General features: G+C 53.4%; 8 protein-coding genes and 1 tRNA gene. 5 read left to right on the top strand and 4 right to left on the bottom strand.

Annotated elements, in window-relative coordinates; all coding sequences use genetic code 11:
* Positions 1-5: 5 nt before the first annotated feature.
* Complete coding sequence (locus ACJJIF_RS08910; RefSeq protein ID WP_444931867.1) at positions 6-908, bottom strand: LysR family transcriptional regulator; 903 nt, start codon at positions 906-908, stop codon at positions 6-8.
* A 154-nt stretch (positions 909-1,062) separates the two neighbouring features.
* Between ACJJIF_RS08910 and ACJJIF_RS08905 the strand changes: the two genes are divergently transcribed.
* The gene (locus ACJJIF_RS08905) at positions 1,063-2,040 is read left to right on the top strand and encodes a DUF1852 domain-containing protein (RefSeq protein WP_444931866.1); all 978 of its coding nucleotides are present in this window, start codon (positions 1,063-1,065) and stop codon (positions 2,038-2,040) included.
* 28 nt (positions 2,041-2,068) lie between these two features.
* The gene (locus ACJJIF_RS08900) at positions 2,069-3,097 is read left to right on the top strand and encodes a methionine synthase (protein WP_444931865.1); all 1,029 of its coding nucleotides are present in this window, start codon (positions 2,069-2,071) and stop codon (positions 3,095-3,097) included.
* A 382-nt stretch (positions 3,098-3,479) separates the two neighbouring features.
* Here ACJJIF_RS08900 and ACJJIF_RS08895 read toward each other — a convergent pair.
* Positions 3,480-3,556: transfer RNA gene (locus tag ACJJIF_RS08895), tRNA-Arg, on the bottom strand.
* A 346-nt stretch (positions 3,557-3,902) separates the two neighbouring features.
* Between ACJJIF_RS08895 and ftsH the strand changes: the two genes are divergently transcribed.
* From ftsH to ACJJIF_RS08880, 3 genes are all read left to right on the top strand, one after another.
* The gene (ftsH, locus tag ACJJIF_RS08890) at positions 3,903-5,885 is read left to right on the top strand and encodes an ATP-dependent zinc metalloprotease FtsH (RefSeq protein WP_444931864.1); all 1,983 of its coding nucleotides are present in this window, start codon (positions 3,903-3,905) and stop codon (positions 5,883-5,885) included.
* Positions 5,886-6,586: 701 nt separating this feature from the next.
* Positions 6,587-8,881 (top strand): TonB-dependent receptor, encoded by a 2,295-nt coding sequence (locus ACJJIF_RS08885; RefSeq protein WP_444931863.1) that lies wholly within the window; start codon positions 6,587-6,589, stop codon positions 8,879-8,881.
* A gap of 204 nt (positions 8,882-9,085) precedes the next feature.
* Positions 9,086-10,078 carry an NAD(P)H-quinone oxidoreductase gene (locus ACJJIF_RS08880; protein ID WP_444931862.1) on the top strand — a complete coding sequence of 331 codons (993 nt, stop codon included), beginning with the start codon at positions 9,086-9,088 and terminating at the stop codon, positions 10,076-10,078.
* 47 nt (positions 10,079-10,125) lie between these two features.
* Here ACJJIF_RS08880 and ACJJIF_RS08875 read toward each other — a convergent pair whose 3' ends face one another.
* Positions 10,126-12,426 (bottom strand): transporter substrate-binding domain-containing protein, encoded by a 2,301-nt coding sequence (locus ACJJIF_RS08875; protein WP_444931861.1) that lies wholly within the window; start codon positions 12,424-12,426, stop codon positions 10,126-10,128.
* A gap of 90 nt (positions 12,427-12,516) precedes the next feature.
* Positions 12,517-13,869 (bottom strand): exodeoxyribonuclease VII large subunit, encoded by a 1,353-nt coding sequence (xseA, locus tag ACJJIF_RS08870; protein WP_444931860.1) that lies wholly within the window; start codon positions 13,867-13,869, stop codon positions 12,517-12,519.
* Positions 13,870-13,894: the final 25 nt, after the last annotated feature.

The raw sequence follows: 13,894 nt of genomic DNA, 5'->3' as shown, positions 1-13,894 counted from the left end.
TTGTCCTAGGCTTCTGTGTCTAAGTGTTCGTAGCCTCTCGCCAGCTTGATAAAAGCACTCAGGTATTCAACATCGCTATCACTTTCGCGAGTTCCCAGATAGATCTGTTTGGCAATGCCTTTTTGCCCCAGGCGCACCGTCGCTAGCGCCAGCTTGGTAGAGTACTCCTCCGCCAGCCAGCGCGGTAGAGCTGCAACCCCGCGGCCGCTGGCTACCATCTGTAGCATGATGTCGGTGGTGTCACTGGTTTTGTGGCGCTTAGGTACGACACCTGCGGGGTTGAGAAATTGGGTGTAGATATCCAGTCGGTCTGGCGGCACGGGGTAAGTCAGCAGCACTTGATCGCGGAGATCTTCCGCTGTCAGATATTTCCGCTTTGCCATGGGGTGAGCCCGAGGGACGACCAGTACCTGCTCATAATCAAACACCGGGTCGAAGCGCAATCCGGCTTTATAGAAAGGGTCTGGCGTGACCAATAGGTCTATCTCATAGCCAAGTAAGGCGCCGAGGCCTCCAAACTGAAATTTTTGCTTAACATCTACATCCACGTCCGGCCAATCTTCCAGAAACGGTGATACGACTTTCAGTAGCCACTGATAGCAGGGGTGGCACTCCATACCAATGCGCAAGGTGCCGCGCTCGCCTTGCGCCATTTGCTTCAGTTTGTTCTCGGCGTGCTCCAGTTGTGGCAGGACGCGATTGGCAAGGCCCAGCAGGTACTCACCGGCCTGAGTCAGGCGCAGGCTGCGGCCCTCGCGCAACCAGATAGGGGTACCCAGATTCTGCTCCAGCTTGCGCACGGTGTGGCTCAGCGCTGACTGGGTTAGACAGAGGTGTTTGGCTGCGGCAGTGAGCGAGCCCTGCTGGTCCACGGCTTGGATTATTGTTAGGTGTGAGCGCTCTAGCATGGGCTTTACCCGAACAAATCATGAATGAAATTAATGGATTGTTGAAAATATACCATTTCTGCTCATTTATAAAGTGACTTATCCTGCGTGGCAATTTCAATTACTGAACAGAGAGTTCGGTTTTTGCCTCAGAAACCAGGGTGGTCAGATCGCAATGAATAAAGAGTTTACCTTCAGCATCAAGAGCTTGTGTTTTGATGAAGATTATCGTCCATTGGACAATACGCGCATTACGACCAACTTTGCGAATCTGGCTAGAGGGGAGAGCCGCCGGGATAACTTGCGCAATACCCTCAGAATGATTGACAGCCGCTTTAATGCCCTGGCGCACTGGGACAATCCTAATGCAGACCGTTATTCGGTAGAGCTGGATATTATTTCCGTTGATATTGATATTGAGGGTAACGGAGAGACTTTCCCTACCATCGAAGTGTTGAAAACGAATATTGTTGATCATAAAAACAATCAACGTATCGAAGGGATTGTGGGCAACAATTTTTCTTCTTATGTGCGAGACTATGATTTCAGTGTTCTATTGCTGGAACATAACAAGAATCAAGTTGAGTTTAGCCTTCCGCAAGGTTATGGCGATCTCCACGGGAAAATTTTCCAGTCCTTCCTGAATTCAAGCACCTACAGGGATAATTTTAGTAAACCCCCTGTTATTTGTCTGAGTGTATCGAGCAGTAAGACCTATCATCGAACTGAAAATCAGCACCCTGTGCTGGGGGTTGAGTACCGGCAGGATGAGTACTCCTTGACCGATGACTACTTCGAGAAAATGGGTCTACAGGTCCGCTATTTTATGCCGCCAAATAGTGTTGCGCCTCTGGCTTTTTATTTCAGTGGTGACCTGCTCGGTGACTATACAAACCTTGAGCTTATTAGCACTATAAGCACGATGGAAACCTTTCAAAAAATTTATCGGCCTGAGATTTACAATGCAAACTCTGTGGCGGGTAACTGCTATCAGCCCAGCTTGAAACATCAAGATTATTCACTCACCAAAATTGTTTATGATCGGGAAGAGCGCAGCCAGCTGGCTATTAAGCAGGGGAAGTTTACAGAAGAGCAATTTATTAAGCCGTATAGGAATGTCCTCGACCAGTGGGCGGCCAATTACGCGCTTTAATTAACCGAGATAGACAAGATTATTTATTATGAGTCGTTTATTGCCAACCTCAACCGCCGGCAGCTTGCCAAAACCGTCTTGGCTTGCGGAGCCGGAAAAACTGTGGTCGCCCTGGAAACTGCGGGGCGACCAATTAATCGAAGGCAAGCAAGACGCCTTGCGCCTGGTGCTAAAAGAGCAGCAGCAAGCCGGTATCGATATCGTTAGCGATGGTGAGCAAACTCGCCAGCATTTTGTCACGACCTTTATCGAACACCTCAATGGTGTTGACTTTGAAAAGCGTGAAACCGTTAAAATTCGAGATCGCTATGATGCGAGTGTGCCGACAGTTGTTGGCGAAGTATCGCGGCAAAAACCAGTGTTTATTGAAGACGCCAAGTTTTTACGTCAGCAAACTGGTCAGGCTATTAAGTGGGCGTTGCCTGGCCCCATGACAATGATCGATACGCTCTACGATAGCCACTATAAGAGCCGCGAAAAGCTCGCCTGGGAATTTGCCAAAATTCTCAACCAGGAGGCTCGGGAGCTGGAGGCCGCTGGTGTCGATATTATTCAGTTTGATGAGCCGGCATTTAATGTATTTTTTGATGAAGTGAATGACTGGGGTATTGCCACTTTAGAAAAAGCCATTGAGGGGCTGAAATGCCAAACTGCCGTACATATTTGCTATGGCTATGGCATCAAAGCCAATACAGACTGGAAGAAGACTCTGGGTTCAGAGTGGAGGCAGTATGAAGAGGCGTTTCCAAAGCTGCAAAAATCTAACGTCGACCTGATCTCACTGGAATGTCACAACTCCCATGTTCCAATAGATTTGCTTGAGCTTATTCGAGGCAAAAAAGTGATGGTGGGTGCTATTGATGTGGCAAGCAACACCATTGAGACTCCGGAAGAGGTGGCCAACACCCTGCGCAAAGCGCTGAAGCATGTGGATGCCGAAAATCTCTACCCCTGTACCAACTGCGGTATGGCGCCGCTATCCCGTCAGGTGGCAAGGGGCAAGCTCAATGCTTTGAGTGCAGGTGCAGAAATTGTCCGCAGAGAGCTCTCGGTCTAGCTGTCTCCGCTCTTTAAAGGGGCGTGCCTCTGCTTGGGCGCCCGCATAGATTAGCCCACTTGGTCGCGGGTCCGCTACTGTCTTCACTTTTATTGACTCGGCACTGGAGTACCAGTGCAAAACGATTAAGGCGCTCCCAATCGTTGGGCGGCGGCTAAACGGGTGTTTACGTATAGTGATCTAAAGCGTGCGCTGGAGTGATGCCCCTCTGGGAGCGACAAAGATTCAAGGGGGATGCTGTAGTGGTGATATCGCGATGCGCCACTCTGCTCCAGGGTGGAGCCAATTGCAGGCGAGAAAAGAAATCTCGCACTGACCATTCGGCAACAAAAAAAGGGCTACCCGAAGGTAACCCTTTTTTCTGGCCTTTCAGCCTATCGTATGGCGCGCTCGGGAGGATTCGAACCTCCGACCGCCTGGTTCGTAGCCAGGTACTCTATCCAGCTGAGCTACGAGCGCGTCGTTATGGGTGCGTACTATAGAGAGTTGATTCGTTGCCGTCAACCTCTTTTTGGAAAAAATTCCTTAAAAATCCGCAACTTATCGAGTTTCTGGACCTCTGTGGGAACAGTCGACCAGTCTCGACAGGGCGCGAATTCTGCCGTGTCCGCTTTCGCTTTGCAAGCCTTACTTTGAAAATAGTGCGCTTGGATCGGGTGTTGGGGCTGGAGGTGTGGGAAATTCCCGCTGGGAATGGCGGGGAACTATACTGATGACTCCAGTGGGATTGCGATAATTCGCACCTTCCACTGCCGGACCCGATCTTTCGTCGGGTGGTGGGCCTCTCCAGATACAGCGAGAAAATATGGCGGACGAGCAGGACCAACAGCAAAAGCCGCCGCAGGAGGAGCCACCTTCACCGCTATCCGGCAAGCCGCTACAGCAGGGGCCGCTGAACTGGTTGCAGTATTTTCTATGGATTTTCCTGCTGATACTGACCGTACAGTTTTGCACTAGCGGGCAGCTTTCCGGCAAGCGGACTGAATTAGCTTACAGCGATTTTAAGAGTGCGGTCGCCGAGGGCCGGGTTGCCAGTGTGGTTATTGAGGGCGATCGAGTCAGCGGCACCTTTAAGCTGGATAAGTCGGAACCGGCAAGGTCGCCAGCGCAACCCGCCGCTAAAAAAGGGGAGAAGCCCCCAACCCCAGAGCATTTTGCTACGGTTTTGCCACCGGTTCAGGACCCGGAGTTGCTGCCCCTGCTGGAGCGGGAGAAGGTGGAAATCCTGGCTGAATCCCCCGGAGGCAGCTTTCTACAACGGACTCTGATCCTGCTGTTGCCCTGGATATTAATTGTCGGGCTGCTGGTCTGGCTGGGGCGGCGAATGCAGGAAAAGATGGCCGGAGGTGCTCCCGGCAGCCCCTTCGGTTTTGCCCGCTCCCCGGCAAAGCGCTTTGAGCGCAGTGAGTCAGCGGTGACTTTCGCCGATGTGGCGGGGCTGGCGAATGCGAAGCGGGACCTACAGGAAGTGGCGGGTTATCTAAAGAACCCAGAGCATTACCGCAAGCTTGGCGCAAAAATCCCCCGAGGTATTCTGTTGATGGGCCCTCCCGGTACGGGAAAAACCCTGATGGCTAAGGCTTTGGCCGGTGAGAGCGAGGCGCCATTTTTCAGTATCAGCGGTTCTGAGTTTATCGAGATGTTTGTGGGGGTGGGTGCTTCGCGAGTGCGGGATATGTTCGCCGAGGCTAAGAAAGAGGCTCCCGCCATTATTTTTATTGATGAGATCGACTCTGTCGGCCGGGCTCGGGGCACCGGTGTTGGCGGTGGGCACGATGAGCGGGAGCAGACGCTCAACCAGATTCTGGGGGAAATGGACGGTTTTGATCCCCAGGAGGCGGTCGTTGTAGTGGCGGCAACCAATCGACCGGATGTACTCGATGCGGCCCTGCTGCGGCCGGGCCGCTTTGATCGCAAGGTGACCCTGGATTTGCCCGATAAGGCCGCGCGCAGAGAGATTCTGGAGATCCATTCACGAGAGGTCCCTTTGCACGGCAAGGTGGATCTGGAGCGACTCGCAGCTCTGACTGCGGGCTTTGCCGGTGCGGATTTGGAAAACCTTATCAATGAAGCTGCGCTGCTGGCGGGGCGGGAAGATCAGTCGGCGGTGGATATGGATTGTTTACTGCGCGCCCGCGACAAGGTGGTCCTCGGCGGTGAGCGCGAAATGATGATCAGTGAAGAGGACAAGCGGATTATTGCCTACCACGAGGCGGGGCATGCGCTGGTGGCAACCCTGCTGCCAAATGCCGATCCCCTGGAGAAGGCGACTATTATCCCCAGGGGGCACAGCCTCGGTGCCACCGAACAGATACCCAGCGAAGAGCATCACAGTATGCAGGCCAGCTATCTGCGCGATCGTATCGGTGTCATGCTCGGGGGAAGGGTGGCTGAGCGAGTAGTGTTTAAAGAGGTGAGCACTGGTGCCGAGGCAGACTTAAAGCAGGCGACGCGACTCGCTCGCCATATGGTTACTCACTGGGGCATGAGTGAAAAGTTGGGGCCGGTGGCCTTCCGCCGGGGAGAGGAGCATATATTTCTGGGACGCGAGATGGCTCAGCAGAAAGACTTTAGTGAGCACACCTCAGAGATTATTGATGATGAAATTATTGCCTTGATCAGTGGCATTGAGATGAAAGTAGACCAGTTGCTGACAAAAAACCGCACTAAATTGGATGCATTGGCCGGAGCGCTTTTGGAAAAAGAAACACTCGAAGCGGGGGAAATTCATCAAATACTCTCCGCTTTCACCGCTGGTAGTGATGACATATCCACTGCAAAAAAATGATTACCAAGAAACGATGAAGTTTACTTTTAAGTTGGGCTGGTTGGTCAAACTGAATAGGGTTAAACGTACCAGCTTAATGGAGTTTTTTGCTTTTTAGTCTCTGCCGATCTAAATGTTAGCGGCTAAAAAGGGCGGTGGAGGGATTATATTAGGCAGGTTATCGGTTGCGAACTTGTCGGGGCGTGGTCAAAGCGAGTATCGAATACAGGGTATTCTTTCCTTCGAGCCGAGCGCTAGAAGTTTCGAGGCTCGGCTAAAATCCTAATAGCATATCCCTTTTAAAGTAGACAAAAAATTTTGTGTTTTTCTGGTGGATTAGATACATATTGTCATTGGATTTTTGAAAAGTAATCAATTTATGCTGTTGGGGAGCGCCTTAAATAGGTCGCCCTTAAACAGTGCATAGTTTTATTTCTTTAGATTCCTTTAATTTTTTATTCAATTTGAAAGAATTTTTCCGACTAATTGGGTTATTTTGCCGGCATTTGTGGCAAATGGACTTCCACACCGGGTTGTGAGCCTGTAACCTGTCCATGTCACAGATTCACTGCGAAATTTGTGCCTCTTTATCAGCACGGTCTTGAATCGGAGCTTCACTTAGTCGGAACCTCTTTTTAGAGGTGGAGCGGTGGGGCCAGGCAGTACCGGTTGCGATAAGTCCGTTGTTGTACATAAAAAAAATAAAACAATGGAGAGAAAACATGGAAAGTCCGTCAAAATCCAGGCAGCACTCTGCTCTGCTTTCCGCCTGTTCCGTAGCAACGCTTTGGTTAGCCAGTGGTATCAGCCCCAGTTATGCCGCAGAGGGCGCTGTCGGCACCCTTATGGAAGAAGTGCAGGTTACCGCCCGCAAGCGTGCAGACGCGGAATTACTTCAGGATGTTCCAGTAGCGGCTACCGCCTATTCTGGCGATCAACTGGAAGCACTGCAAACCCGAGATTTGCAGAGTCTTTCTTTCAAAATGCCGAACGTCCAGTTGGAGGATGTAGGCACGGTAAAAAACACGGCAAACTTTACGGTGCGCGGTCTCGGAGTCAATAGCTCTATTCCGTCGATTGATCCCACGGTAGGGGTCTTTGTCGATGGTATGTACCTCGGTGTGAATGCGGGTGTTGTCACCGACCTGTTTGACCTGGAGGGTATCGAAGTGCTCCGCGGTCCGCAGGGACTGCTGTTCGGCCGCAATGTTACCGGTGGTGCTGTTGTGGTTAAAACCGCGCGCCCCACCGATGAATTTTCCACCCGCTTTAAGGTATCCACCACCGACAATCTGGATATGGTAGCCGCAGGTTCAATCAACGGTGCCATCTCTGAGGATGTCAACGGCCGCCTGACGGTGTACTACAACGATGATCGCGGCTGGTTCGAAAACGTCGCTACCGGCAATGATAATGCCGGTGCCTCAGACAGCTGGTTTATTCGCCCGAGTTTTAGTGTTCAACTCAATGAAACCGCTGAGCTTATTGTGCGGATGGAACACGGGCGCATGGACTCCGATGGGGTTGTTGCGCAAAACCGTGGTAGCGAAGCCTTAGTCGTTGATACCGGAACTGGCTATGACATATACCCCAGTGCAACTCAGATTGCTGAGGCGTACGGTATTCTTAACTGGGACAATAGTGAAGACTCCTTTGAGGTTGCCCAGGATGAAGAGGGCTACCAAAAAGACGAGTGGAGCCAGATTATTACTGAATTCAATAAAGACGTTGAATTTGGTAACGGTACCATTACCAATATCCTGGCCTGGCGCACCTATGAGGCGCAGGGCCTCGCCGATGTAGATTCCCTGCCGATAGTGGGCTTCCATGCCGACTCCAATGTAGAACAGAGCCAGCTCAGTAACGAGCTGCGCTATGCCGGTCGCTTCGGTCGCACGGCGATCACTAGCGGTGTTTACTGGTTCTCTCAGGATGTGACCTATCTGGAAAATCGCTTGCTGGCCGGTGGTCTGTTCGATTGGACCGGTGGCGGTGAGCAGGATCACAGCACTTATGGCATTTTTACCCAGGCGGACATCGACCTGAATGAGGCCTGGGTGCTGACCTTGGGAGGGCGCTACTCGCAAGAGGAAAAAGACGTCAAGATTGCCTCTATTCCTCTGAATACCTGCACCCTGGATGGCTGCTCTCAATACGACTTCACGGATAGCGAAAGCTGGAATGCCTTTACGCCCAAAGTCGGCTTGCAGTGGACGGTTTCCGACGAGACCCAGCTCTATACCTTCTGGACCAAGGGCTTTCGCAGTGGCGGCTACAACTTGCGCAACGCCGGTCTAGATCCCACCCAGCCCCCTCTCACTCCCTATGAACCACAGGCAACAGATCAGGAGGAGCAGAACAGCTTCGAAATCGGCGCCAAGGTAGATTGGTTCAATGGCCGCCTGCGCACCAATATGGCGGTGTTCCACAACTCGATTGACGATATGCAGCGGGAGGAGAATATGCCCGATGCGGCGAGCGGCGTGGCGCAGATTATTCGCAACACCGCTGATGCCACCATTCGCGGTGCCGAGCTTGAGGCTATGGCCGCGCTGAGTGAAAACCTGCTGTTGACCTTCAATGTGGGCTATGTGGATGGCGACTACGACAGGGTACTCGGCGACCTGAACGGTGATGGTGTCGTAGATGATGTAGACCTGGGTCTTGAGATTCCCCGCCTGGCGCCCTGGACCTATGGCGTTGGCGTGGTACACGACCTATCCCTGGGCTCCTACGGAAACCTGACTTCCCGCATTAACTTTAACCACCGCGATGAAGCACCTTACAGTGATGATAACCGGGGTATGTTGTCTGAAGTTGAAATGCTGGACTTCAGTATTGGCTATACCTCCGATAGCGGCCAATACACGCTCTCTGTATTCGGTAAAAATATGCTGGATGAAGTTACCGAGGGCAATGATACCCAGCTACCGGTCAATCTCGGTGGTATCGGTGCCAGCTTTACCCCGCTGAATAAAGGTCGCGTAATGGGTGTTGAGTTTATTTACGAGCTTTAAGCGCGGCGAATAAACTATTGGTCTGGAGAATGATGTTTTAGCTGACCAGGCCTAGATACGGCCAGGGCCTCCCGCAATCTAAATTTGTCGGGAGGTCCTGGCCGTTTTTATTGGTGCTAGGACAATTAAAAATAGGGTGGAAATCTCTGGTAACCTTGTGTGGCTGGCGTGGCCATAAAGTGAAAGTCAATAAAGGGAAAGTCGATGCGGTTTATTGATCTGCCTGCCTTTGGTGGGCCCGAAGTAATGCAGTTGCAGGAGATGGAGCGGCCAACTCCGGGGCCGGACGAAGTCCTTATCCGCGTGGCGGCGGCCGGGGTCAATCGCCCGGATATTGTGCAGCGCCAGGGCCACTATCCACCACCTGCTGGGGCATCGGCGGTGCTGGGGTTGGAGGTTGCCGGTGAGGTTGTTGCGATTGGGGGCAAGGTTGCGCGCTGGCAGGTGGGAGATAAGGTCTGCGCGCTGACCAATGGCGGGGGCTACGCCGAGTATGCCGTCGCCCCAGAGGGGCAGTGCCTGCCGATTCCGGCAAACCTAACCCCAGTTGAGGCGGCGGCCCTGCCGGAAACCTTCTTTACCGTATGGAGCAATGTTTTTGATCGCGCCGCTTTAAAAGCGGGCGAGGTGATCTTAATTCACGGCGGCGCCTCGGGTATTGGCACTACGGCTATCCAGTTGGCCCACAGTTTCGCAGCCCGGGTTTTTGTCACTGCGGGAAGCGCAGAAAAGTGTGCAGCCTGTGTGGCACTGGGAGCGGAGCGGGCGATTAATTATCGGGAGGAAGACTTTGTCTCCGTTGTGCGCGAGGCGACAGCGGAGCGCGGCGCCGATGTTATTTTGGATATGGTCGGTGGCAGTTATATCAATAATAATATTCGTGTAGCCGCTAATGATGGTCGGATCGTGAATATTGCCTACCTGGCTGGCGCCAAAGTGGAGGTGAATATGCTGCCGGTGATGTTGAAGCGACTCACGTTAAGCGGGTCAACCCTGCGGGCCCGCTCGCCGCAGGTGAAATCCGGCATTGCACAAGCGCTGGAGGCGAAGGTGTGGCCGTTGATTGAAGCGGGAAAAGTTCGCCCGCAAATTGCCGCCCAGTTTCCCCTGGAGCAGGTGGTGGAGGCGCATAAACTGCTGGAATCACGCAGTATCACCGGCAAAATTGTGTTGAGCCTCTGCAAGTCTGGGGCGTGACGGAATTATTCAGGGGCTCCTCAACCCTATTGGGCCCCTGTGGCCGTCTAGGGGGAAGAGTAAGCGGGGGCCCAGTGTACCATCCCCTCTGGCACGTCCCCGGGTTCACAGTGGACTTTGGGGGGGAGTCTCTGTATCGGGGGGTAAAACGCCACGGTATCGCTCATCACTTCGACGTAGGCCTTGTACAGTTTGCTGATATTGCGCACATACTGTACGGGCTCAGAGCCCCGCACATAGCCGTAGCGGGCCCGCTTAAAATACTGCGGCTGGGCCAGCTTTAGCATGGCCACCTCTACATTGTCGAACCACACATTGGGGTCCAGCCCCAGTTCTTTGGCCAGGCGCTGGGCATCGAGCAAGTGGCCGTATCCAGCATTGTAGGAGGCCAGGGTAAACCAGAGTTTATTCACGGTGGGCAGGGCGGGATTAAAGCGATCGCGCACCCAGTCCATATATTTTACCCCCGCCTTTATCCCTCTTTCAGGTTCAAACAGTGGCGGGGGGAACCCCATTTCCTCTGCGGTGGCGGGCATCACCTGCATCAGGCCCTGGGCGCCAACCGGGGACACGGCCTTGGGATTGAAATTGCTCTCCTGCCACATTTGCGCAACGATCATGCGCCAGTCAAAGTCGTATTTAAAGGCCGACTCCTTGACCAGCTTGTCGAAAGGGGAGAGCTTTTCTCCCGGTATAACCCTCGAACTGACACGGCGCATAAAACGTTTATTCGGCTCAAAATAGGCCTGATACTGTTGTTTGTACTGGCTGGTTTTCCTGTAACTTTGCAAGAATTTATTTAAATTTTGTAGCAGGTGCCAGTTTTTGCGCAGCACCAGCCATCCCTGTGGGCGCGGGTCGCCGATCAGGGTGCCGAGGGTGAGATCGGGTTCTACCGAGGTCTCGATTTTGGCGCGGCCCGAGTGGGCAATGGTGGCATCGATCAGGCCGTCGGCAATCATTGAAAAAATTTGCGACTGGGAAATATCCGGTGGTGCGACACGAATATCGACATCTATACCGGCATTTTTTAAGGACTCTGCTACCTCGATAAAAGAGGAATAGGCCCGCAGGGTGAGTTTGCGACCATTGAGATCCTGGATTTGCTTGATCGGCGGGCGCCCCTTGTCGCTGACAACCTGGTCCGAGGATTCCACATAGGGTTTGGTAAACACCATGCCCTGGGCCTCAAGGGCGGAGGTAATATTGAGTTCGGCGCCGGCAAAGTCGCCGCGCCCGGCTCTCAGCCAATCGGCCAAGCTCTCCTCATAGGGGACCACAATCACCTGTAATTGCAGGTTGTGTTTGTTGGCAAAGGCTTGTGCCAGGTCGTAGTCAAATCCCATTAATACCCCTTTCCACAGAAAGTAGGTTGTGGGGCCGTTATAAGTCAGCAGGCGGATCACCCCGGATTTTTTAATGCCCTTCCAGTCGGTAATGCGCTCCACTTGGGCTTTGACCAAATTGCGGGTGAGGAAATGATTGACGGTGGTATTGAGACGCTTGGCGTTTTTGCGTAGGCCCCAGGCAATATTTTGCATTGTGGATACGTCGGCACCCAGGCGTAAGTCGTCGCGATAATTGCGCAGGTCTTCTGCGGCAAAGTCCTCCAGTATGGCCACGCGATTTTTCTGCGCGTTGATAAGGTCCATCAGGTTATCGCGGTTGCCGTGAATATCCAGTTCGCGGATGGTCAGGTTGGCGTTGGGGTTTTCGGCCACAATTTTTTCGGCGGTTTCCCGGATGGCAGAGCCGGCGGGAATAATAATTTCAATATTCTTTAATTGGCGGGCATCTGAAATGTCTGGTCCCTCTGGGCCGGTAACCAAAATAAGGCGTGCGTGACGTACGGGCACGGTAAATTCGATGACCTTTTCACGGGCATCGGTGACAGTTAAGTTGTAGGCGATAATATCGGCCTCGCCATCGATTAGCATTTGTATCGCTTGGTCTGGCGTTTCCGCTTTAATCCACTTGGGCTCCAGTTTTAATTGTTTGGCCAGTTTGTTGGCGAGTTCAAAGTGGCGCAGGCTGACGACTCCGTCGCGGGGGAGTAAATCCTCCGAGGCGCCGGATAGATTAACAAAGCGGATGGTGTCGTGCTTTTTAATTGCTTGCAGGTCACCGGTTTCGAGATAATTAACCGGCGCTTCTTTGGCGGGGGCAATTTCGGGCTGCGCTCTGGCCGCTTTATTCGCGTCGCCTGCCTCGGCCGCCGACATAGTGACTGACTCGGCCACACCGGACTCGCGCTTTTGTTCGGAGCAGGCGCTTGCGGCAAGAAATAGTGCAGAAAGTAATAGCCAGCCCCACAGGTTTAGGTGGACGGCAGTAGCTTCACTACCCATAGAGCGCTCCGCTGACATTTTCCTGGCAAAGTATAGTGTCGTGGGAATTGCGCTCTTGACTCTTTGGCGACTGGGGAGTGAATTGGTTTTCTAGTCAGAAACGGCGTCAACTGTTGCGCTGAAACTTCCCCTGGCCAACCTGACTTGGACCTGCTGGTCGGTACGCAGGTCTGCACTGTCACGCACTGCGCGTTTGTCGGAGTCCAGCACAATGGCGTAGCCCCGCTGTAAAACGGCCAGTGGGCTGATGTTTTGCAACATCTGTGCGCGGTGAGCCAGTGTGTCGCCACTGCGCTGTAAAATTAATTGCATGGCGCGCTGTAAATTTGCCTGTAGCTGTATTAACTTTTTCTGGCTCTCATCGAGCCGGCGCGCCGGTTGACTGTGGCTAAAGGCCCGCACGGCAGAGGTCAGTTGGGTTTTGCGTTTGTGAATCTGCTGTTGGCTCGCCGCAGCTAGGCGCATTTCCAGGTGGTCCAGGCGCTGGGCCTGGTTGAGGAGCTGCTCCCGGGGGTGGCGCAAGCGGTTGCGTCGCAATTGGACCTGTTGGGACAGGTGTTTTAATTGATTGTCTATCGCGCGCTGGAGTCTGCGCTGGGCCTGTTCGAGCCGCTGTAGAATCTCTGCGGCATTGGCGCTGGCTATTTCCGCTGCGGCAGAGGGCGTGGGCGCGCGCAGGTCGGCGGCTAAATCGGCAATCGTGGTGTCGGTCTCGTGGCCGACGGCAGAAATAGTGGGAATAGGACTGGCGGCCAGTGCGCGGGCGACAATTTCCTCATTAAAAGACCACAGGTCTTCGAGGGAACCGCCGCCGCGACCGACAATTAATAAATCGTGGCGGCCACTGCGGCCGGCTTTTTCAATGGCCGCCGCAATTTGCTCGGCGGCGCCCTGACCTTGAACCGCCACCGGCCAAAGTTCAATGGTGGCCGAGGGGTGTCTTCTGCCCAATACGTGGATCATATCCCGTATCGCCGCTCCGGTGGGCGAGGTGACAATACCGATATTGGTTGGCAAAAAAGGCAGGGGGCGTTTTTTGCTGGCGTCAAACAGGCCCTCGGCGTTTAATTTTGCTTTGAGCTGTTCCAGTTGGCGCATCAGAGCGCCAAAGCCGGCCTCCTCCATATGCTCCACGATCAGCTGAAATTCTCCGCGCCCTTCGTACAGGCTCACCCTGGCCCGAATTAAAACCTCGCGGCCGTTTTGCGGTCGAAAGGCAACGCTGCGATTGCGTCCGCGAAACATCGCGCAGCGCACCTGGGCGCGGGCATCTTTGAGACTAAAATACCAGTGCCCGGAACTGGGGACAGAAAAATTGGAAATCTCTCCGCTAATCCACAGCAGTGGCACACTGCTTTCCAGGAGATGTTTAACTTCCCGATTCAGGTCGCTTACCGACAGCACGCTGCGCTTGGCATTTTGACTTGGGGGAATTGTCTGCATCGCTGAATCTCGTCGGGCAATTTTG

It is taken from the genome of Microbulbifer regidiadema (SeqCode) (genome assembly GCF_052467605.1).
Note: the sequence above shows the minus strand (reverse complement) of the source record. Positions and strands in the feature narration are given on the sequence as shown.

Bases quoted from the DNA above. Each gene is read 5' to 3' on its own strand.
- ACJJIF_RS08910 (WP_444931867.1), bottom strand. From the start codon at position 908: ATGCTAGAGCGCTCACACCTAACAATAATCCAAGCCGTGGACCAGCAG.
- ACJJIF_RS08905 (WP_444931866.1), top strand. From the start codon at position 1,063: ATGAATAAAGAGTTTACCTTCAGCATCAAGAGCTTGTGTTTTGATGAA.
- ACJJIF_RS08900 (WP_444931865.1), top strand. From the start codon at position 2,069: ATGAGTCGTTTATTGCCAACCTCAACCGCCGGCAGCTTGCCAAAACCG.
- ftsH (WP_444931864.1), top strand. From the start codon at position 3,903: ATGGCGGACGAGCAGGACCAACAGCAAAAGCCGCCGCAGGAGGAGCCA.
- ACJJIF_RS08885 (WP_444931863.1), top strand. From the start codon at position 6,587: ATGGAAAGTCCGTCAAAATCCAGGCAGCACTCTGCTCTGCTTTCCGCC.
- ACJJIF_RS08880 (WP_444931862.1), top strand. From the start codon at position 9,086: ATGCGGTTTATTGATCTGCCTGCCTTTGGTGGGCCCGAAGTAATGCAG.
- ACJJIF_RS08875 (WP_444931861.1), bottom strand. From the start codon at position 12,426: ATGGGTAGTGAAGCTACTGCCGTCCACCTAAACCTGTGGGGCTGGCTA.
- xseA (WP_444931860.1), bottom strand. From the start codon at position 13,869: ATGCAGACAATTCCCCCAAGTCAAAATGCCAAGCGCAGCGTGCTGTCG.